Annotated in this window: 9 protein-coding genes; all 9 read left to right on the forward strand. The window is 61.7% G+C overall.

All coding sequences use genetic code 11. From position 1 onward, the window contains the following. The first annotated feature begins 3 nt into the window (after nucleotides 1-3). Complete coding sequence (locus NMA52_RS07765) at nucleotides 4-3,303, forward strand: VCBS repeat-containing protein (protein WP_254827094.1); 3,300 nt, start codon at nucleotides 4-6, stop codon at nucleotides 3,301-3,303. 61 nt (nucleotides 3,304-3,364) lie between these two features. Next, complete coding sequence (locus NMA52_RS07770) at nucleotides 3,365-5,431, forward strand: thioredoxin domain-containing protein (RefSeq protein ID WP_254827095.1); 2,067 nt, start codon at nucleotides 3,365-3,367, stop codon at nucleotides 5,429-5,431. 248 nt (nucleotides 5,432-5,679) lie between these two features. Then, complete coding sequence (locus NMA52_RS07775; protein ID WP_254827096.1) at nucleotides 5,680-8,937, forward strand: TonB-dependent receptor; 3,258 nt, start codon at nucleotides 5,680-5,682, stop codon at nucleotides 8,935-8,937. Nucleotides 8,938-8,995: 58 nt separating this feature from the next. Then, nucleotides 8,996-10,534: a RagB/SusD family nutrient uptake outer membrane protein gene (locus NMA52_RS07780; RefSeq protein WP_254827097.1), complete on the forward strand. Its 1,539-nt coding sequence runs from the start codon at nucleotides 8,996-8,998 to the stop codon at nucleotides 10,532-10,534. 103 nt (nucleotides 10,535-10,637) lie between these two features. Continuing rightward, the gene (locus NMA52_RS07785; RefSeq protein ID WP_254827098.1) at nucleotides 10,638-13,979 is read left to right on the forward strand and encodes a VCBS repeat-containing protein; all 3,342 of its coding nucleotides are present in this window, start codon (nucleotides 10,638-10,640) and stop codon (nucleotides 13,977-13,979) included. A 146-nt stretch (nucleotides 13,980-14,125) separates the two neighbouring features. Continuing rightward, nucleotides 14,126-15,604, forward strand: a complete 1,479-nt coding sequence (locus tag NMA52_RS07790) for a PKD domain-containing protein (RefSeq protein WP_254827099.1) — start codon at nucleotides 14,126-14,128, stop codon at nucleotides 15,602-15,604. 103 nt (nucleotides 15,605-15,707) lie between these two features. Beyond that, on the forward strand, nucleotides 15,708-17,222 hold the full coding sequence (locus NMA52_RS07795) for a sulfatase-like hydrolase/transferase (protein ID WP_254827100.1): 1,515 nt from the start codon (nucleotides 15,708-15,710) through the stop codon (nucleotides 17,220-17,222). Further along, on the forward strand, nucleotides 17,219-19,087 hold the full coding sequence (locus NMA52_RS07800; RefSeq protein WP_254827101.1) for an FG-GAP-like repeat-containing protein: 1,869 nt from the start codon (nucleotides 17,219-17,221) through the stop codon (nucleotides 19,085-19,087). The genes NMA52_RS07795 and NMA52_RS07800 overlap by 4 nt, the downstream gene beginning before the upstream one ends. Then, a complete protein-coding gene (locus tag NMA52_RS07805; protein ID WP_254827102.1) occupies nucleotides 19,084-20,694 on the forward strand; it encodes a sulfatase-like hydrolase/transferase in 1,611 nt (536 codons plus the stop codon). Before NMA52_RS07800 ends, NMA52_RS07805 begins: the two co-directional genes overlap by 4 nt. The last annotated feature ends 25 nt before the right edge of the window (nucleotides 20,695-20,719 follow it).

The raw sequence follows: 20,719 nt of genomic DNA on the forward strand, positions 1-20,719 counted from the left end.
GGCATGGCCTACCGTATACTCCCATTAATATTGTGTCTTAGCGTGGTGGGCTGCCGGAACGACCGTTCCGCGCAGCCCGCGCGCGTTGAGGGCTTCACGCTACTCTCCGCCGGCGAGAGTGGCATTGACTTTGCCAACAATATCCGGGAGAGCGATTCCCTCAACTATTTCACCTACCCTTACCTCTTCCTCGGCAACGGGGTGGCCGCGGCCGACTTCGACCGCGACGGGCGCACCGACCTGTTCTTCACGGCGGCACAGGGGGAAAATCGCCTGTACCGCAACCTGGGCAATTTTACCTTCGAAAATATTACTGCGGCGGCCGGACTGGCGGAGGCAGATCTGTGGGCGACCGGAGTCACGACCCTCGACATCAACGCCGACGGGTGGATGGATCTGTACGTTTGCGTCGCCGGACCGGGCGCCGACCGCCGCAATCGCCTGTACGTAAATCGCACCGACGGCACCTTCCGCGAGGCCGCCGCCGAGTACGGCCTGGACGACAACGCTCACTCCATACAAGCTACCGCCCTGGACTACGACGGCGACGGCCTGGTAGACCTGCTGGTCGCCAACTACGCCAACGTGCCGGTTAGCCAGGGCAATGAATTCTACGGCGACCGCATGCGAATTAACGCCCCGGTAGAGTCCATCCATCTGTACCGCAACACCGGGCGCGACACCTTCATCGACGTTACGCAATCCGCCGGCCTGCAGCGCTTCAGTCTGGCGCTGGGCGTGGTGGCTCAGGACTTCAACGGAGACGGCCTGCCGGACCTATACATCTCCAACGACTTCAACGTACCCGACTACTTTTTCGTCAACCGGGGCGACGGCACTTTCCGGGAGGAGCTGGCCGCAAGCTTCCCCCACACCTCCATGTTCGGCATGGGCATTGACGCGGGCGACCTGAACCACGACGGGCGGCCCGATCTCGTGCAGCTTGACATGACGGCCGCCGACTACCGGCGCGCCAAAACGAATATGGCCAGCATGCGGCCGGAAGCCTTCTACCGGGCGGTAGAGCTGGGTTTTCACTACCAGTACATGCAAAACACCCTCCAACTTAACCGGGGCAACGATCCGCAGGGGCGACCCCACTTCTCTGACCTAGCCCAACTTAGTGGGGTAGCTACCACCGACTGGAGCTGGGGCAGCCTGCTGGCCGATCTCGACAACGACGGACACCGCGACCTGTTCATCACGAATGGTATCAAGCGCGACGTCAATAATAATGACGTGAACGCCGGTTTTCGCTCCGGCAGTTTCTTCGGGGGCTCCGCGGCCCGCGACTACCGCCTCCTCCCCAGCCGACCCATCGCCAACTTCTGTTTCCGGCATCCGGGTACCGTTCCCGCTCCCTTCGAGCAGGTGCAATCCGCATGGGGACTCGACCAGCCGGGCTTTTCCCAGGGCTTCGTCGCGGCGGACCTCGATAACGACGGCGATCTCGACCTCGTGCTCAACAACATGGACGCTCCGGCGGGCGTGTACCGCAACGAGGCGGCGGGCAATTATATGAAAGTTTCCCTTACCGGAACACCCTCCGACCCGCTGGCACTCAACGCCAGGGTACAAGTGTTTACAGGCGATACCGTGCAAATTGCCGAGCTCACCCTGACCCGCGGTTACCTCTCCGCCCAACCGCGCGAACTGCACTTCGGCCTGGGCGATCGAGCGGTGGTGGATAGTATCGTCGTGCGGTGGCGGGACGGAAGCAGCAGCACCATCGCCTCGCCGTCCGCCAACCAACTGGTCACGGTAACCTACGGGGGCGACCGGATCGAAAGGGTGCCGGACGTATCGGCCCCACCTCCCTTCGCCGACATCACCGCCCTTACCGGACTTGACTTCAGCCACCAGGAGGACGACTTCGACGACTTTTTGTACCAGCCCCTCCTCCCCCACCGCTACTCCCGGCTCGGACCGGGCATGGCCGTAGGAGATGTAAACGGCGACGGCCTGGACGACCTCTTCTGCGGGGGAGCGCGGCAACAAAACTCCCAACTCTACCTTCAGACGATCGACGGAACGTTTGCACCGGCGGGACCCGGATACCAGTTCGCCGATACCGAACGGGAAGTCACCGGCGCCCTGTTCTTCGACGCGGACGGCGACGGTGACGACGACCTCTACGTCGTGAACGGAGGAAATGACCGACTGCAGTCGGCCGCTACCCTGCAGGACCGGCTCTACGTAAACACCCCCGCGGGACTGGTCGGGGCACCCGATGCCCTTCCCGGTCTGGCCGGGAGCGGGCAGGCCGTCGCGGCATCCGATTTCGATGGCGACGGGGATATCGATCTGTTCGTGGGCGGGCGACTCGTTCCCGGCCGTTACCCCCACTCCCCAACCAGCCACCTGCTGCTCAATGAGGGAGGAACGGTGGACGCACCCCGGTTTCGTGATGTCACTACCGAACGGTGCCCGGCACTATCGGGCGCCGGATTGATCACCTCCGCAACCTGGGCCGACGTAGACGCGGACGGTCGCCCGGACCTCATCACCGCCGGCGAGTGGACACCGGTCACCGTGTACCACCAGCGGGCGGACGGTAGCTTCGAGCCGCGCCCGCCCGCCCCCGACCGAACGGGTTGGTATTACGCTCTGGCGGCGGCCGATGTCGACCAGGACGGTGATATCGATCTCCTAGCCGGCAATCTTGGACGAAACTACAAGTACCGCGCCGACGATACCCACTCCTTCGAAGTGTACGCGAACGACTTCGACGCAAACGGCCGGGAGGATATCGTGCTGAGCAAATCCGACGGATCAACCCAGCTTCCCCTACGGGGGAGGGAATGTTCGGCCCAGCAAATTCCCGCCATAACCAAGCGATTCACCACCTACTCCGCCTTCGCCGACGCGGACCTACAGGATATCTACGGCGAAGGGCTGGAAAGCGCGCTTCACTACGTCGCCAGGGATTTCGGTCACCAGTGGTTCGAAAACGACGGCTCGGGCCGCTTCCGGGTCCACCATCTGCCGGCGAGTACCCAGCTCAGTAGCATCAACTCGATTACCCCCCTCGATTACAACGGTGACGCCTACCCGGACTTTCTCCTGGCCGGCAACCTCCTGCATGCGGAGGTCGAAACCACGCGCAACGACGCCGGCTACGGCGACATATTGCTCGGCGGCCCCGACGGCCCACGAGCAACCGTGGCACCCCACGACAGCGGTTTGTGGCTGTACGGGGAAGTGAGGAGCGTGCCGGCCCTGAACATCCGTGACCGTCCGGCACTACTCATCGCGCGCAACGGCCTGCCCCCGGTCGTGTACGCGCGGCAACCCCTGAATTGAGGGCTGCAGGCTGGTAAAGACCTCTCCGTCCCCCTTACCTTGGGGCACTACCTTTCCTCCTATGTGCGCTCGTTTTTGCTTCCTTCTCTATCTTATTTCCCTGTGCGCTTGCCGGAGCGAGTCAGGTGACGGTCAACCGCTGAACCACCTGGCCAACGAGCGGAGTCCGTACCTGCTCCAGCACGCCGGCAACCCCGTCGACTGGTACCCGTGGGGCAATGAGGCGCTCGATAAGGCGGTCTCGGACGACAAACTACTGGTCGTAAGTATCGGTTACGCCGCCTGTCACTGGTGCCACGTGATGGAGGAGGAAAGCTTTCAGGACACGACGGTAGCCCGGGTGATGAACGACCATTACGTGAGCATCAAGGTCGACCGGGAAGAGCGCCCCGACATCGACGACGTGTACATGACCGCCTGCCAACTATCGAGCCAGGGCGGTTGCGGCTGGCCCCTCAACGTGATCGCCCTGCCCGACGGTAAGCCGATCTGGGCGGGCACCTACTTTCCGCGCGACCAGTGGCTCAAGGTCCTCGATCACTTCACCCAGCTCAAACAAAGCGATCCGGATCAACTCGCTACCTACGCCCGCGAACTTACGGGGGAACTGACGCGCATCAGCGCTTTTGACCCGGCGCCGCCGACGGATGAAGACCTCTCCACCGACCTGCTGGATTCGCTCACGGTGAAACTCACTGGTCAGATCGACCCCCGGTGGGGCGGACTGCGGGGAGCACCCAAGTTTCCGATGCCCATCGTGCACGAATACCTGCTTACCCAGTTTTACCACAGTCAGGATTCCACCGTTCTGGAAGCCGTTACCTCCACCCTCGACGCGATGGCCGCCGGGGGCATATATGATCAGTTGGCAGGAGGGTTTTCCCGCTACGCTACCGACGCGGAGTGGCGGGTCCCCCACTTCGAAAAGATGCTGTACGACAACGCCCAGTTGCTGTCACTCTACGCCCATGCCTATCAGCTTACCGGTCGGCCACGGTACGCGGAGGTCGTGCGCGAAACCGCCGAATTTCTGAACACCTCCCTTTCCGATCCCACCGGCGGTTTCTACTCCTCCCTCAATGCGGACACCGACGGGGAGGAGGGCAAAACCTACGTCTGGACTCGCCGGCAGATCGATTCCGTTCTTCAGGATGCAAACGTGGCCGAAGCCTTTTCCCGCCACTACTCCGTGACCGAAGCCGGCAACTGGGAGGGGACCAACATTCTGTACGCCCGGGGGGGCGGGGACGCAGGAGCGGTGAGTTTACGGGAAGCCAAGCAACAGCTCCTCCGGGCCCGCAACGCCCGTACCCAACCCGACGTAGACGATAAAATACTCACCGCCTGGAACGCGCTGGCCATATCCGGCCTCTGCGCGGCATACGCTGCCCTCGAAGAACCGGCCTACCGCGACCGGGCCTTGCGTACCGCCGTCTTCCTGACCGAAACGGCCCTGCAGGATGTTAACCGGCTCTACCGCAACTACAAAGACGGCAGGAGCGGCATCAACGGCTTTCTGGACGATTACGCCCTGCTCGCCGCGGCCTTCATCGACTTGTACCAGGTCACCTTCGATGAACGGTGGCTGGAGCGCGCCACCGGCCTGGTGGACTACGCCGATGCTCATTTTTTTGATCCGGAACGCGGATTCTACCGCTACACCTCCTCCCTGGATGCCGCGCTGGTGAGTGATAATATACCCATCTATGACCGGGTAATCCCCGCCGGCAACTCCGTGATGGCTCGCGTGCTCTTTCAACTCGGGACCATCACCGGGAATATCGCGATGGCCGAGCGGGGCGGCAGGATGCTCCGGGGGGTGCTACCTGACCTGAGCGAGCGGGGGCTGGAGGGCTTTGCCAACTGGGGCAGACTGTACCACGACCTCACCTACCCCACCCTGGAAGTGGCCATCGTGGGTGAACGAGCTACGGCCATCCGGGAGGGGATTGCCCGACGGTATCTGCCGCACGTACTCTTTTTGGGAGGGGAGACGGAGGGTAGCCTGTCGCTGCTAAAGGATAAGCACGTTCCCGGCGATACCTACGTCTACGTATGCCTCAACCGCCTGTGCCTGCGTCCGGTGCAGAGCGTGGGGGCCGCGCTTTCCCTCATCGAGGAATACTGATCTACGGCTTACGACCGGAATTTAAAGTAGTGTTTTTTGGGGGGGGGTACCCTGCCCATCAGGCCAGCAATTACTGGCCATTCCGCAGATTACACATATGTGATAGCGATGGAATCATGCGTAGCGGTCCTCCGTCACGTGGGGTTGCACTTTTGTTGCCACCCGGTCCACTTACCCGGCTCACTACTGTATACGGCCATCGGCCGGGCATCGCTCTGAATAGCCCGCCTGCCCTAAAGCACTTGATCATGCATAGAAACTGTTTACCCTTATTATTGCTGCTGCTGGCCGTCGGGTTCAGCCTCCCGGCAACGGCACAAAATAGTCTTACCGTAAGCGGTACCGTTACGTCCGCCGAAGAGGGACCACTCATCGGCGTAACCGTACGGGTAGCCAATGACCTGAATACGGGAACGGTAACCGACCTGGATGGCCGGTACTCCATCACGGTCCCTGATGGCGGCAGTACCCTCATCTTCACGTATATGGGCTACGAAAGCCAGGAGGTAGCGCTCAATAACCGCACGGTGGTCGACGTAGAGCTTGCTACCGACGCCGAAACCCTCGAAGAAGTCGTGGTCGTCGGCTACGGCTACGTCAATAAGAACGATCTGACCGGCTCGGTCACCACGGTCAAGAACGAAGACCTGACCCGCGTGCAGTCCATCAACTTCGAAAAGGGACTCGCGGCCCAGGCGGCGGGCGTCCAGGTGGTCACCTCCCAGGGAGGACCGGGCGCCGCGGCGAAGATCCGCATCCGCGGTGGTACCTCCATCAATGCCACCAACGACCCGCTCTACGTAGTGGATGGATTCCCGCTGATCGGCGACGCCCAGGGTACCGGAGCCGGTCCCGGCGCCCAGTTGGAGAGTCCGCTGTCCTCCATCAACCCGGAAGACATCGAGTCCATCGAGATTCTTAAGGACGCCTCCTCTACGGCCATCTACGGCAGTCGCGGCGCGAACGGGGTGGTCCTCATCACGACCAAGAAGGGCAAGGAAGGGCGCGCTCAGCTGACCTACTCCGGCTCCTACGGCATCGGTAGCCTGGCGCGTAACATTGACCTGCTTACGCCTCAGGAATACGTCGACTTCTGGAATGAATATTTTCCCTACAATTACGGCAATACCTTCGAACAGCGCGACCTCGCCTACCGCGATGATTTCGGCAACGACCTCGACCTCGGCGACAGCGACCTGTTCGTGGTCGACTGGCAGGACCGGGTGATCCGCAAATCCTCCACCATGCGGCACAGCCTGAGCATCAACGGGGGCAGCGAACGCACCCGTTACAACGCCTCCTTCAGCTACGCCGACGACCAGGGCATTCTGGAAGGTTCTTACTTCAAGCGCTACACCGCCAACCTCAACGTCAGTCAGGAACTGGCTAACAACCTTTACGCGGGCATCAACCTTAACGCCGGCTTCATCGACCGGGGCGGCCCCATTACCGCCAGTGCGTCCGTAGGTAGCAGCGCGCGGGCCAGCGTACTGACCCAGGTCAACCTCTTTCCGCAGGTACAGGGCCGCATCCGTTACGCGGAAGCCGAGTACGACGAGGAAGGATTGCTCATCAGCATCCGCGACGGTGACGCCAGCAACCCCGAAACCCGGATCGAGAAGACCCACAACTTCTCTACGCAGATCAACGGCTTCGCCAACACCTACCTGGAGTACCACTTCAGCGATCACCTGAGCGTAAAGTCCACCTTCGGAGGGCGCTTCTACAACGTGAACAGCGAGGGTGTCTACCCCAGCGATTTCGGCTGGTCGCGCTCCCTCGGCGGCGTAGCCTTTACCAGCCTCAACCGCAGTGCCGGCTGGCTGAACGAGAACACGGTCTCCTACCGAAATAAATTCGGCATCCATGGCATCAACGCCGTGGCCGGATTCACCCAACAGGGCGGCGAAGGACGATCCCTGCGCACCCAATCCCAGGACTTCGCCCTCCCCGGCGTCGACATCGACAACCTGTCCTCGGCAGCCCTTACGCTGCCCACTCAGTCCGACCGCGGTGCCGACGGACTGCGCTCCTGGCTCGGACGGATCAACTACACCCTGGCCGACAAGTATCTCTTCACGGTCAGCGGCCGCGCCGACGGTTCGAGTAAGTTTGCCGAAGGGAAAAAATGGGGTTTCTTCCCCTCCGCCGCCGTGAGCTGGCGCGTAAGCCAGGAACCCTTCCTGGTCGACAACCCCGTCATCAGCAACCTGAAGCTCCGGGCTACCTACGGCGTTTCCGGCAACAACTCCATCGGTAACTACCAGTCGCTGGCCGCCTACGAAGCCACCCGCGTTATCCTGGACGGCAGCCTCGTTTCCGGCGCGCGGGTCAACCGCCTGGGCAACAGCGACCTCACCTGGGAAACCACCGCCCAGACCGACATCGGCTTCGAACTCGGCCTGTTCAATAACCGCGTCTCCTTCGACTTCGACTACTACGTCAAGACGACCAGCGACCTCCTGCTGGCCCGGCCGCTACCTCCCGAAACCGGCTTCACCTCCGCCCTGCAAAACTTCGGCGAGATCGAGAATAGGGGCATCGAATTATCCCTCAATACCACCCCCGTCGACCGCGGCGACTTCACCTGGAGCACCCGCTTCAACATCTCCCGCAACCGCAACGAAGTAAGGGACATCGGTGACGCGGCCTTCATCCTGGCCACCGGCCCCGGTTCCAACCAGAATGACTTCATCGTCCGGGTGGGTGACCCCATCGGCAGCTATTATGGCTTCGAGGTGGAGGGCGTGTACAACTACGCGGATTTTCCGATCTTCGACGGCCTCTCTCCCGCCGAGGCCGAAGCCCTGGTGCGCGGCGAAGGTGGTGACTACTGGGAAAACTTCTTCGAACTCCGCGAGGGCGTGCAGACCCGCGCCAGCGTGGGCCAGTATCGCCCCGGCATGATCAAGCTCCGGGACATCGCGGGCGTTGACGAAAACGGGAACCGGGTGCTCGTTCCCGACGGCGTGGTGGACGAAAACGACCGGACCATTCTCGGCACCTCCCAGCCCGACTGGTTCGGCGGACTGACCAATGATTTCCGCTACAAGAACTTCGACCTGAACTTCCTCTTCCAGTTTTCCGTCGGCAACGAGACCTACAACAACAACGTAGCGGCGGGCACAGCTACCGCCATCCCCACCCTGAACAAATTCGGCGTCGTGCGGGATCGCTGGCGTCCCGACGCGCCCGACACCGACTTCCCCGGCATTTGGGGCTTTGGTGACGGCGGGGTGAACCGCGAAAACCTGAGCATCTACATCGAGGACGGGTCCTTCATTCGCCTATCCAACGTGACTCTGGGGTATCGGCTCCCCCGCGGTTTCCTGACGAGCACCGCCGCTCGGGTGTATCTGGCGATCGACAATGCCTTCCTCATCAGCAACTACTCCGGCTATGACCCCGAGGTCAGTGTAGGCAATAACCAACTGACCCCCGGCGTGGACGCCGACAGCTACCCGCGCGAACGCACCTTCCGCGGTGGCGTATCGGTCACCTTTTAACCCACTTCGAACCACCGCTTCCCCCGCCCTACGGGGAAAGCTCCCAATAAAAATGATCATGCGAACCAGACGATTTTCGTGGATACTGTTGCTCCCCCTCCTGTTCACCCTGCCCGCGTGCAACGACGAACTGCTGACGGAGAAACCCAGCAATTTCCTGGCCCCGACCAATTTTTACCGCAATGCCAACGACGCCCAGATCGCCCTGGCGGGTCTCTACGCCGGACAAATGCGCCTCCAGGGTTACGTCGGAGGCGATGCGGGCGTAGCCCTGCTGTGGGGCATTCACGGGGCGGACGAAATTATCATCCCCCCGTGGGCCCCTGCCGGACGCTTATCCCTGTTCCTGTGGAACTTCAACCCCACCCTCGACGTGATCGAAACGGTGTACCAACGCCACTACGAAGAGATCAACCGCGTCAACACGGTACTTAACCGGGTCGGCATGATGGGCGAAGATCAGATCAGCGACGGGGTCAGGGATGACGTAATGGCGCAGGCAAAAGCCCTCCGGGCCAGTTTCTACTTTAACCTGGTCCGCATCTACAACCGGGTACCCCTGGTCCTCGAGGAGCGGGAAAACCTGGAGAACCTGGAATTCACCCAGGCGGAACCCGGGGAAATCTACGCTCAGATCATCCAGGATCTCACCGAGGCCATCGCCGTGCTGGAGCCGGCCAGCAACGTGAGCCGAATTTCCAAAGGTGCGGCACAGGCTTTGCTCGGTAAGGTTTACCTGCAAATGGGCGGTTGGCCCCTGAAGGAAACCGACAAGTACGCCGCGGCCGCCGACCAGTTCGGGGCGGTGATCGCCAGTAACGAGTACGCCCTGCTCGACGATTTCCAGCAAGTGTTCGACTACGAAAACGAGCTCAACGATGAGATGGTCTGGGTGGTCCAGCACGACGGACCCGGCGTAAACATCGACGGCACCCAGAACTCTAACCTCGGCACCTTTATGGGTCCGGCGGGCAGGCTCGAGGAAGGAGCCGGCTGGGGTACCGCCTGGCTGGCGACCAAACTGGAAAATACCTTCGAACGCGAAGACCTGCGCCGTCGGGTAAGTGTAGCCTACGCTCCGGCTCCCCGGGTGATGGAGGGCGACAGCACCGAGGGCCCCAACCAGTGGAAGCCCTGGAAGTGGCAGAAGCCCAACCCCAACAACTGGGGCAACGATACGCCCTTCGACTACCCGTACATCCGCTACGCCAACGTGCTGCTCGGCTTTGCCGAAGCGGATGCCCGCGCCAACGGAACGGTTACCCAGGAAGCCGTGAATGCCATCAACCTGGTACGTGCCCGCGCCCGCGGCGATGCCGATCCCACCAAAGTGTTGATCCCCTACACCACGGCCATGCCCCTGGAAGAATTCGTCGACGCCGTACTCGAGGAACGCTACCTCGAACTCGCCTTCGAGGGTCACCGCAAGGGCGACCTGATCCGCACCGAACGGGCGGTGGAAGTGATGTCGAACCTGGAGAAACAAACCGCCGTCTGGCCCGGCCCCCCGGAGCCGGCGGAATACAAACTGCTATGGCCCATCCCACAGTCGGTCCTGGACCTCAATCCGGCCCTGGAGCAAAACCCCGGCTGGTAGTACCACCGACGCTCCCGCCCCGTATAGACGTCCCGGCAAATTCTCCGTAATTCGCCGGGACGTCTTTGTGTTATACTTTGAAGCTGAAAGTCGATCCGCATCCATGCTTACCCGCGCCGTTTACCTGCTCATATTCGTATGCACCGCCTGCCAGGCCGATCAACCCAATCAAGTCCCGGCACCGGACCGTGCACCCGCTACTACCTTCGCCCGCCACTCCCCCACCGAAAGCGGCATCGACTTTGTTAATCACGTCGAGGAAAATTTCACCAACTTCTTCGCCCGCTTTCAGTACGTGTACAACGGCGGCGGCGTGGCCATCGGGGACATTGACGGCGACGGACTGAGCGACATCTACTTCACCGCCAACGAAACCGAAAACCGGCTCTACAAAAACCTGGGCAACCTGCGGTTTGCAGACGTTACCCAACGGGGCGGGGTCGCGGGAGCCGGCGGATGGGACAACGGTACGGTCATGGCGGACGTCAACGGCGACGGCCACCTCGATATTTACGTATGCCGGGGAGGCTCGAAGGATAACAGCCCGGAAGCGGACCGCCGTAACCTCCTTTACCTCAACGACGGCAGCGGTAAATTCCGGGAGGCCGCCGCCGAACTCGGGCTGGACGACGCCGGCTACTCCCTGCAAGCCGTCTTCTTCGACTACGACAACGACAACGACCTGGACGCTTACATCACCAACCGCCCCGACACCTACTTCATCCCGTACACCGAGGTGCTGAAGGCAAAGCAGGCGCAGGACCCCGCCTTCAGCGACCAATTGTACCGCAACGACGGGGGCCGCTTCGTCAACGTCACCGAGCAGGCCGGCATCAGCGGCAACTTCGGCTACGGTCTGGGGCTGGTGACGGCCGACGTCAACGGCGACGGCTACCAGGACATTCTCGTCTCCAACGACTACCTCGAAAGCGACTACCTCTACGAAAATCAGGGCGACGGCACCTTCCGGGAACGTATCGCCGACTATACCAACCACACCAGTTTTTACGGGATGGGCATCGACGTCAGCGATCTCAACAACGACGGGCTGGAGGACATCATTCAGCTCGACATGTCGCCGGAAGACTACGTACGCTCCAAAACCACCATGGCGAGCATGAACGTCGAGATGTACCGCACCATCATGGCCAGTGGCTTCCACAGTCAGTACATGCACAACACCCTCCAACTCAACCGGGGCAACGGGCGCTTCAGCGAGATCGGCCAACTGGCGGGCATCGCCAAGTCAGACTGGAGCTGGGCCTGCCTGGGCGCGGACTACGACAATGACGGCTGGAAGGAGATCTTCATCACCAACGGATACCGCCGCGACGTAGCCGATAAGGACGGAAACGCGGAATTTCGGGCATACCTGCAGAGTGAGGAGCGAGCGAACCGGACGGACGAGGAAAATGCCGCCCACGTCATCAGCCTTTTCCGGTCCGCCCCCCAGCAGAACTACCTGTTCGACAACAATGGCGACCTGACCTTCACCTCCGTTGCCGAGCAGTGGGGACTGAGCGAAGCGACCTTTTCCAACGGAGCCGCCTACGGGGACCTCGACAACGACGGGGATCTCGACCTGGTCGTGAATAACCTGGAAGCGGAGGCTTTCCTCTACGAAAACGAATGCAAGGGGAGCAACTATTTGCGGGTATCCCTGTCCGGCCCCGACGGCAACCGCTTCGGGATCGGCGCAACCGTGACCCTACGCACCGGCGACAAGATTCAGTACCAGGAGATGCGGACCGTGCGGGGCTACCTCTCGTCGGTAGAGCCCATCCTGCACTTCGGCCTGGGGGAGGATAGCGAAATTGGTGAGCTCATTGTCCGGTGGCCCGACGGAAAACAGCAAACCATCACAGCTCCCGCCCCCAATCAGACGCTGGAGATAGCTTACGGTTCCGCCCTCACTGCACCCGCGTCCCCGCCCGAGACCGAACCACTGCTGGTGGAAGTGACGGCCGAACGGTTCGGCACGCCGATCGTACACCAGGAAAATGAATTTGACGATTACCGCAGTCAGATCTTACTGCCGCACGCACTTTCGCAACAGGGTCCGGCGCTGGCCGTAGCGGACGTGAACGGGGACGGGCGGGAAGACTTTTACGTGGGGGGTGCCAAGCGCTTTGCCGGCAGACTTTATCTGCAGCAAGCGGACGGAAGCTTCGGGGAGGTAAGCTATCCCGGTGGACCGGACACCAACTCGGAAGACGTAGGCGCTACCTTTTTCGACGCCGACGGAGACGGAGATCAGGACCTCTACGTCGTCAGCGGCGGCAGCGAATTCCCGGAGGGGTCCCCGGATTTTCGGGACCGCCTGTACCTGAATGACGGGAGCGGGCGATTCAGGAAGTCGGACGCGCTGCCCGAGATCACCAGTAGCGGTTCCTGCGCCGTGCCCCACGATATGGACGGCGACGGCGACCTGGATCTCTTCGTCGGCGGCCGTCTGGTGCCGGCCCGCTACCCCGCCGCGCCGCGCAGCTACCTACTGGAAAATCGCGACGGAAAGTTTGTCGACGTCACCGCCGAACGCGCGCCCGGCCTTGCCGACATCGGCATGGTAAGCTCCGCCGTCTGGAGCGATCTCGACGGAGACGAACGGGCGGAACTGATCGTGGTGGGAGAATGGATGCCGATTACCGTCTTCACGGACGGGGGGAGTAGCTACGTCAACGTCACCGAACGGTACGGGTTGGAGCATACGAACGGGTGGTGGAACAAGATCGTCGCGGCGGATTACGACGGGGACGGCGACACCGACTACCTGGTCGGTAACCTGGGGCTGAACTATAAATTCCACGCCAGCAAGGAACACCCGTTCCTGGTGTTCGCGAGCGACTTCGACGAGAACGGCAGCAACGACATTTTCCTGGCCAAGGAGAACGACGAGACCCTGGTGCCCGTGCGCGGTCGGGAGTGCTCTTCCCAGCAGATCCCCGCCATCGCGGAGCGGTTTCCGACCTACGAGGCCTTCGCCCACGCCGACCTTTCCGAAATTCTTGACGGCAAGACCGAGAGCGCGCTGCGGTACGAAGCCAAGGAATTTGCCAGCCTCGTGTTGATCAACGACGGCCGGGGTGGCCTGAGTCCGCGGCGCTTGCCCGTGGAGGCACAGTTTTCGGTGGTCAACGGCATCGTGGTCGAAGATCTCAACGGTGACGGAACGCCGGAACTCATCACGGCCGGCAACAAGTACGAGGTAGAGATCGAAACGACCCGGGCCGACGCCGGCCTGGGGGTGGTGATGACCCACAACACCACGGGGGAGCTCGTTGCCCTGTCGCCGAGCGCCGCCGGACTGTCGCTGCACGGCAACGTGAAGGATCTGCGGCCGATCCTGCTGGGTGATCGGGATCGTTTCGGGTTTCTGGTGGCCGAGAACGGAGGGGCCGTGCGGTTATTCACGCTTAGTAGCAGTAGACAAAAGATAGGGAAATAGGGGGTTTCGGCGGATTTAGCCATGAGTGATAGACTTCGCAACATCTGTTGCGTGGCCTCCGGGAGCCGGTGATGACATTTACCACTAATCATGCAAGCCGCCCTTACCCTACTCCTGGCCTGCGACACTCCTAATCACTGGTCTAGATGAAGTCAATTGCTCCTCCCCGTTTCACCCACTTGATTGTCGGTCTGTTGGCCGTTTTCATTGTCTCCCTATCGTCCTGCGTGGAAGACGACGATTTTTACAATTTCCGGCCGGTCACTTTCATCATCAAGGCGGACTTCCTGACCGTAGAGGCAGGTAAAAGCATCACCTTCCGGGACAGCTCGATCGACGCCCGCAGTCGCAGCTGGACCTTCCCCGGGGGAACCCCCGAAAGCTCAACGGATCCGATGCCAACCGTGCGGTACGATTCGGTCGGTATCTACAATCCCACCGTGACTACCACCTTCGCGGACGGCACCTCCCAGACGCGGACCCTGGAGGTTACCGTAGTGGCGACCATCGAGCCCGACTTCCGGGCGAGCGCCGTGGAAGCTTTACCCGGCAGCAGGATCGACTTCACCAACGAGACTCGGGGAGTCGGCGATATCCCACCCACGATGATCGATTCGAACGTGATCTACAAGTGGGTCTTCGAGGGGGTATCGAGCGACACGATCATTGGGAATAACCCGAGCGTCGTCTACGATGAACTTGGAACCTACGACGTATCGCTTACCGTCATCAGAAGGTCGACCAGTTCGCGGGTGACCGTCGTAAAGGAGGATTTCATTCAGATCGTATCCGCCCTGCGGATCGACCCGGACAGAGTGGAATTCAATGAAGAGGGCAGCCAGTTGGTACTCACGTTCCGGGAACCCTTATCTACGCCCGACGCGGCGGATATCAGTAAACTCAGCCTCATGGCGGGCGACGGAAGTTCGGTGACCATAAACTCACTGGAGGCCAGTGGAAACAACCTTGTTCTGAACCTCGCCGAGGGATCGCTCATCGACGATGAAACGTACAAATTGTCGTACAGCGGCGGCACCCTGGGTTTCGCGAGCGGTGCGATCGTTTCCGACCTGGACGAGCTGGAAGTGACCTACTACGGCGCCTACAGTTGGGTACCGGTGGACTACAGCACCGCCAACGGAACGCGGGACGTAATAGTCAACGGAAAGACCTTCGAATGGACGACCGCGGACGTCAGGGGTGGCTTCAAGGCTAACGGAGCCATCAGTTTGCTCCACCCAACCGATCCAAACTATTTCGTGCTGACTACCGAAGTTGGTCCCAAGGCCCTCACCCTACAGGTTACGCCGAAGGATGGTGCCAACTTCGGCGACCTCCGGGCCATTGCCCTCGAATTGTACAATATGGGCCCCGCCGGCACCACCTACACCTTCAGTCATCCGGTGCGGGTGATCCAGACGTCGGCTCCCGATCATCCGGACACCCCCCTGGTAACGAGTCTCAGCGAGGGAGGAAAGGTCGTGACCCTGGACAGCACGCCCGGCCGCTTCCCGACCGTCCGCATGGTCGTACTGCTGGAAAACCCGGCCGATGCGGCGAATTTCACCATGACCAGCAGCCACGGCGAGCCGACGATCGCCTACCCGACCCCCTCCGGATTCTAAACCCACGAATATTGCATGTTTACATTGATCGATAGTTTTACGAGTCGCCGTAGGTTGGTGAAAGCCGACCTACGGACTCCTTCTCATCGATAATCCAGCACCCATGTACTCCAAGTTTTTCCCCTTCGCCGGTATACTATGCTGCTGCCTCTTCTGGGGTTGCGGCGAAGCGCGGGAGCCGTCAGGGGACGAAGAAAAGTACAACGTACTATTTATTTTTTCCGACGATCAGACCTTCAACACCGTCGGTGCCTTCGGAAGTACCACGATCCACACCCCCAACCTCGACCGTCTCGTCCACAGCGGGACCACCTTCACCCACGCCTACAACATGGGCGCCTGGAACGGCGCCGTTTGCCTGGCCTCCCGGGCCATGCTCAACTGCGGGCGCAGCGTCTGGCACGCCGACCGGTTTCGCCAGGGATGGATAGCCGGAGATTCTACCGCGTTTCAGCAGAGTTGGGGGCCGCTGATGGCCGACGCCGGCTACGCCACCTACATGACCGGCAAGTGGCACATCGATGCCCCCGCGAGTGAGTTTTTCGAACAAACCGGAACCATACGGGCGGGCATGCCCGAAGACGCCTGGGCCCATGCCGGCATGGGGAAGGCCTTCAGAGAGCTCGGTGACGGCGACCCCGCAACCATCATGCCGGTCGGCTACAACCGGCCCCTGGGCCCCGACGACCAGAGCTGGAGCCCTACCGATACCGCCCGCGGCGGCTTTTGGAAGGAGGGGCGGCACTGGAGCGAAGTGGTGGCCGACGAGGCCCTCACCTTTATCGAATCCATCCCCGAGGACCCACGCCCCGACTTCCTCTACGTCGCCTTCAACGCGCCCCACGACCCCCGTCAGGCCCCGCAGCGGTTTCAGGAGATGTACCCCGTCGATAGTATGGCCGTACCGGCTTCCTTCCGTCCCCTCGACCCGGACCGCCTGGCCATGGGCGCGGGCCCCAGTCTGCGCGATGAAGCCCTCGCCCCGTTCCCGCGCACCCCCTACGCCGTGCGGACGCACCGCAGTGAGTACTACGCCCTCATCACCCACCTCGACGAGCAGATCGGTCGCGTGCTCGATGCCCTGGAGGAAAGCGGGGAGGCGGAGCGGACCATCATCATCTACACTTCCGATCACGGACTGGCGGTCGGCAATCACGGACTCATCGGCAAGCAGAACCTGTACGACCACAGCATCCGGGTGCCCTTCATCATCGCCGGGCCGGGCATTCCCGCGGGGAAGCGAATCGATCAGGACATTTACCTCCAGGATGCCATGGCAACGGCCCTCGACGTGGCCGGGATCGAGCGCCCCGACTACGTGGAGTTCAATTCCGTGCTCCCACTGATCGACGGAGAGGAAAGCAGCTACCCCGCCATCTACGGCGCCTACACCAAGACCCAGCGCATGATCCGTAAGGACGGCTATAAACTGATCGTCTACCCCCGCGCGGAGAAGTTCCTGCTCTTCGACCTCACAACCGACCCCGAAGAGATCCATGACCTGGCCGGCGATCCCGCCCACCGCGATCGGGTGGAGTCCATGTTTTCCGACCTACTGGCGCTGCAACGGGAGATGGAGGATCCCCTCGACCTGACCACGCTCAATCCCGCCAGATGAGAGTGCTGGTCGTCATCCCGGTAGTGCTAAGTCTGTCGCTCTGCGGTCAGACCTTTACCGAGGTGGCGGCGGCGGCCGGAGTGCGTCACCGTACTCACGATCCACACCTGATCGCCGGCGGCGTGGTATGGTTCGACTACAACGGCGACCGCTACCCCGACCTCTTCCTCACCGGCGGGGGCGGCAACAACCACCTGTACCGCAACAACTGGGACGGCACCTTCACCGACGTCACCGTGCGGGCGGGGCTGCACAAGGGCGGGCGGTCCGTGGGGGCCGTAAGTGGCGACTTTGACGGCGACGGCGACCCGGATCTGTTCGTCACCACCGATGCCGGGGAACCCAATTTGCTCTTTCGTAACGGAGGAGACGGCCGGTTTACCGAGGTACACGAAGTTAGCGGAATCACGCAGGCCTCCTACTCCACCGCCGCGACCGTCGGTGACTTCGACGGCGACGGGCTGCCCGACATCTACGTCGCCAACTACCTGGCCACTCACGAACCACGCGACGGCGGGCTGCCCAACTTTTACTACCACAACGAGGGCGGCTTCCGGTTTACGGAGCAGGCCGCCACGCTGGGGTTGGACGACCGGGGCTGCGGATTGGGGGCCGTGCTGACCGACCTGGACGACGACGGCGACCGGGACCTCATCGTCGCCAACGATTACGGCTACCTCGTCAGTGCCAATGAAGTATGGCTCAACGAATCTCCTCTGCACCCGCGCGCCGCCGCCCGCACCGGCCTGAATGCAACCGTAAACGCCATGGGTGTCGCGGTGGGCGACTACGATCGCGACGGGGACCTCGACTACTACATCACCAACATCCGCGATAATCTGCTGTACGAAAACCTGGACGCGGGCGAATACTTCGCCTTTCAGAGCAACCGTACGGGCACGAGCCTTGCCGAACGGACGAGCTGGGGGGCCGCCTTCGCGGACTTCGACAACGACGGCTACCCGGACCTCGCCGTCGCCAACGGACAGATCGTGGAAAACGGAGAGGTGGAGCAGGCTGACGTGCTTTACCGGGGGTCGGCGTACGGCAAGTTTACCGACGTATCCGACGCGGCCGGCTTCACCAGCGTGACCCGCGGCCGGGGTCTGGCGGCGGCCGACTACGACCTGGACGGGGACGTGGACATTGCAATCAACGTCGTCTCCCCCTCCGCCACGGCGGCCGATCCCGCACTGCTCTACCGCAACGATTCCGCCCCGGGAAATTGGCTTACCGTGCGCCTGCAGGACCCACAAAACTATGAGGGCAAGGTGACGGCGTACGTTGACGGTACTCCGATTCTCCGCGAAGTCGATGGCGGCAGCAGCTACCTGTCGCAGGCCAACGCGCCCCTCCACTTCGGACTGGGTGCCGCTACCACGGTCGACAGCATCGTGATCCGGTGGCCGGATAAAACGCTTACCTGCTTGAAAAATATCGCGGCAAACCAGCACCTGGAAGTCAGAAAGGACGGCCGTTTCCACCGATACGCCCACCGCAACTACGGCAATGGATCGGACTTCACGTTTCGGACCGAGATGATCACGGCCACCGACGGCACCGACAGTCTGCTGCTCATCACCCGGGGAGACGCCGCAACGGTAGCCACCGACGTCCTGAGTGACGAATTCGTATTCCACGTAAGCCCGAATCCCGCCAGGGACGTGCTTACGATCACCCACGGGCTAACCACGGCGAGCCGGCTCCATCTCTTCGACCTGAGGGGCAAACAGCTTCTTCAGGAGTCGCTGCCGGGCGGCCTTTCCCCCTTTTCCATCGATCTGTCGGACTTACCACCGGGACTTTACCTCTGTCGGATCACCAGCGGCAGCCGGGCCTTCACCCAAAAAATACTCCACCTGTGAGAACACTCACCCTCCTGCTGTGCGTACTGGCGGCATTTGCCCTCTACCGATGCAACACCGCTACGGCGGCTACTGCAGTGGCTCCGGGGGCGGCTCCGCTGAACATTATCTACATCATGTCCGACGACCACACCACCCAGGCCGTCGGTGCCTACGGTAGTCGGCTGGCTCCGCTCGACCCGACGCCCAACCTCGACGCCCTGGCCCGGGAGGGAACCCTGTTCACCAGCGTGTTCTGCACCAATTCGATCTGCACCCCCTCCCGCGGCAACATCATGACGGGGCAGTACAGTCAGACTAACGGCATCCGCATACTCGACGACACCCTGCCCCCCGCGCGTCAGTACCTGCCCCTGGAAATGAAAAAGCTGGGCTACCAGACCGCCATGATCGGTAAGTGGCACCTGAAGGCCGAACCCGCCGCCTACGACTACTACCAGGTGCTGGAAAGCCAGGGGCACTACTTCGATCCGGAATTTCGCAGCAGCACGGCCGGCACCTGGCCCGACAACATGGTCTCCTACACCGGGCACTCGAGCGACGTGATCACCGACATCACCCTCGACTGGCTGCAGAACAAGCGCGACAAGCAGCAGCCCTTCTTCCTGATGCACCACTACAAGGCCCCCCACGACGACTTCGAGTTCGCGCCCCGCTACGCCGACTACCTCGAGGACACCTACATCCCGGAGCCCGCCAACCTCTACCCCCGCAACGAACCCGGCTTCGGCTCCGAGGCCACCCGCGGAAGCCACGACAGCCTGATCCACGAGATCGGAACCTCGGTCAGCAGCCGCCATACCTACCGCAATTACGTCCATCAGTACGGCATCGATATCGAGCCGAAAGACGCCGCCACGAGCGCCGGCTACCAGCAGTACCTGAAGAATTACCTGCGCTGCGTCAAGGGGGTCGACGACAACCTTAAACGCCTCTTCGACTACCTGAAGGCCGAGGGACTCTGGGATAACACCCTCATCGTCTACACCGGCGATCAGGGCATGATGCTCGGCGAGCACGACTACATAGACAAGCGTTGGATGTACGAGGAGAGCATGCGTATGCCCTTCATCGTGCGCCATCCAGGCGGGGGCGCGGGAGCAACGTCCGACCTGTTGATCAACAACACCGACTTCGCCCCGACGCTGATCGAATGGGCCGGCGGTACGCCCCCCGACTACATGCAGGGAAAGAGCTTTGCCCGGTACATCGACGGCAGCGAACCGGCCGACTGGCGCACCGCTACCTACTACCGCTACTGGATGCACCTCACCCACCACGACGTACCGGCGCACTTCGGCGTGCGGACCAAACAGTACAAACTGATCTTCTACTACAGCCAGCCGTACCGGCAGGAGGAGATCGGTCGCCAGTCGATGTCATGGATCGACGAATCTTATAAGATCCGTCCGACCCCCGTCGCCTGGGAATTTTACGACCTGTCCAAGGACCCCTACGAAACCTTCAACCGCTACGGCGACCCGGCCTACGCGAAAACCATCCGCGAGCTAAAGGCCCAGCTGAAGCAACTCCGTACCGACCTCAACGAAACCGACCGGGACGCCCCGGACCTTCAGCGCATCATCGACGCCAACTGGGACGCCTGAGCGGCGGGAAATTATCACGACCAAA

Source organism: Lewinella sp. JB7, from assembly GCF_024297185.1.
Classification (GTDB): Bacteria; Bacteroidota; Bacteroidia; order Chitinophagales; family Saprospiraceae; genus Neolewinella.

What these genes read in the sequence shown, in the direction of transcription:
- NMA52_RS07800 (WP_254827101.1), top strand. Translation starts at nt 17,219, where the DNA reads ATGAGAGTGCTGGTCGTCATCCCGGTAGTGCTAAGTCTGTCGCTCTGC.
- NMA52_RS07780 (WP_254827097.1), top strand. Translation starts at nt 8,996, where the DNA reads ATGCGAACCAGACGATTTTCGTGGATACTGTTGCTCCCCCTCCTGTTC.
- NMA52_RS07775 (WP_254827096.1), top strand. Translation starts at nt 5,680, where the DNA reads ATGCATAGAAACTGTTTACCCTTATTATTGCTGCTGCTGGCCGTCGGG.
- NMA52_RS07770 (WP_254827095.1), top strand. Translation starts at nt 3,365, where the DNA reads ATGTGCGCTCGTTTTTGCTTCCTTCTCTATCTTATTTCCCTGTGCGCT.
- NMA52_RS07795 (WP_254827100.1), top strand. Translation starts at nt 15,708, where the DNA reads ATGTACTCCAAGTTTTTCCCCTTCGCCGGTATACTATGCTGCTGCCTC.
- NMA52_RS07790 (WP_254827099.1), top strand. Translation starts at nt 14,126, where the DNA reads ATGAAGTCAATTGCTCCTCCCCGTTTCACCCACTTGATTGTCGGTCTG.
- NMA52_RS07765 (WP_254827094.1), top strand. Translation starts at nt 4, where the DNA reads ATGGCCTACCGTATACTCCCATTAATATTGTGTCTTAGCGTGGTGGGC.
- NMA52_RS07785 (WP_254827098.1), top strand. Translation starts at nt 10,638, where the DNA reads ATGCTTACCCGCGCCGTTTACCTGCTCATATTCGTATGCACCGCCTGC.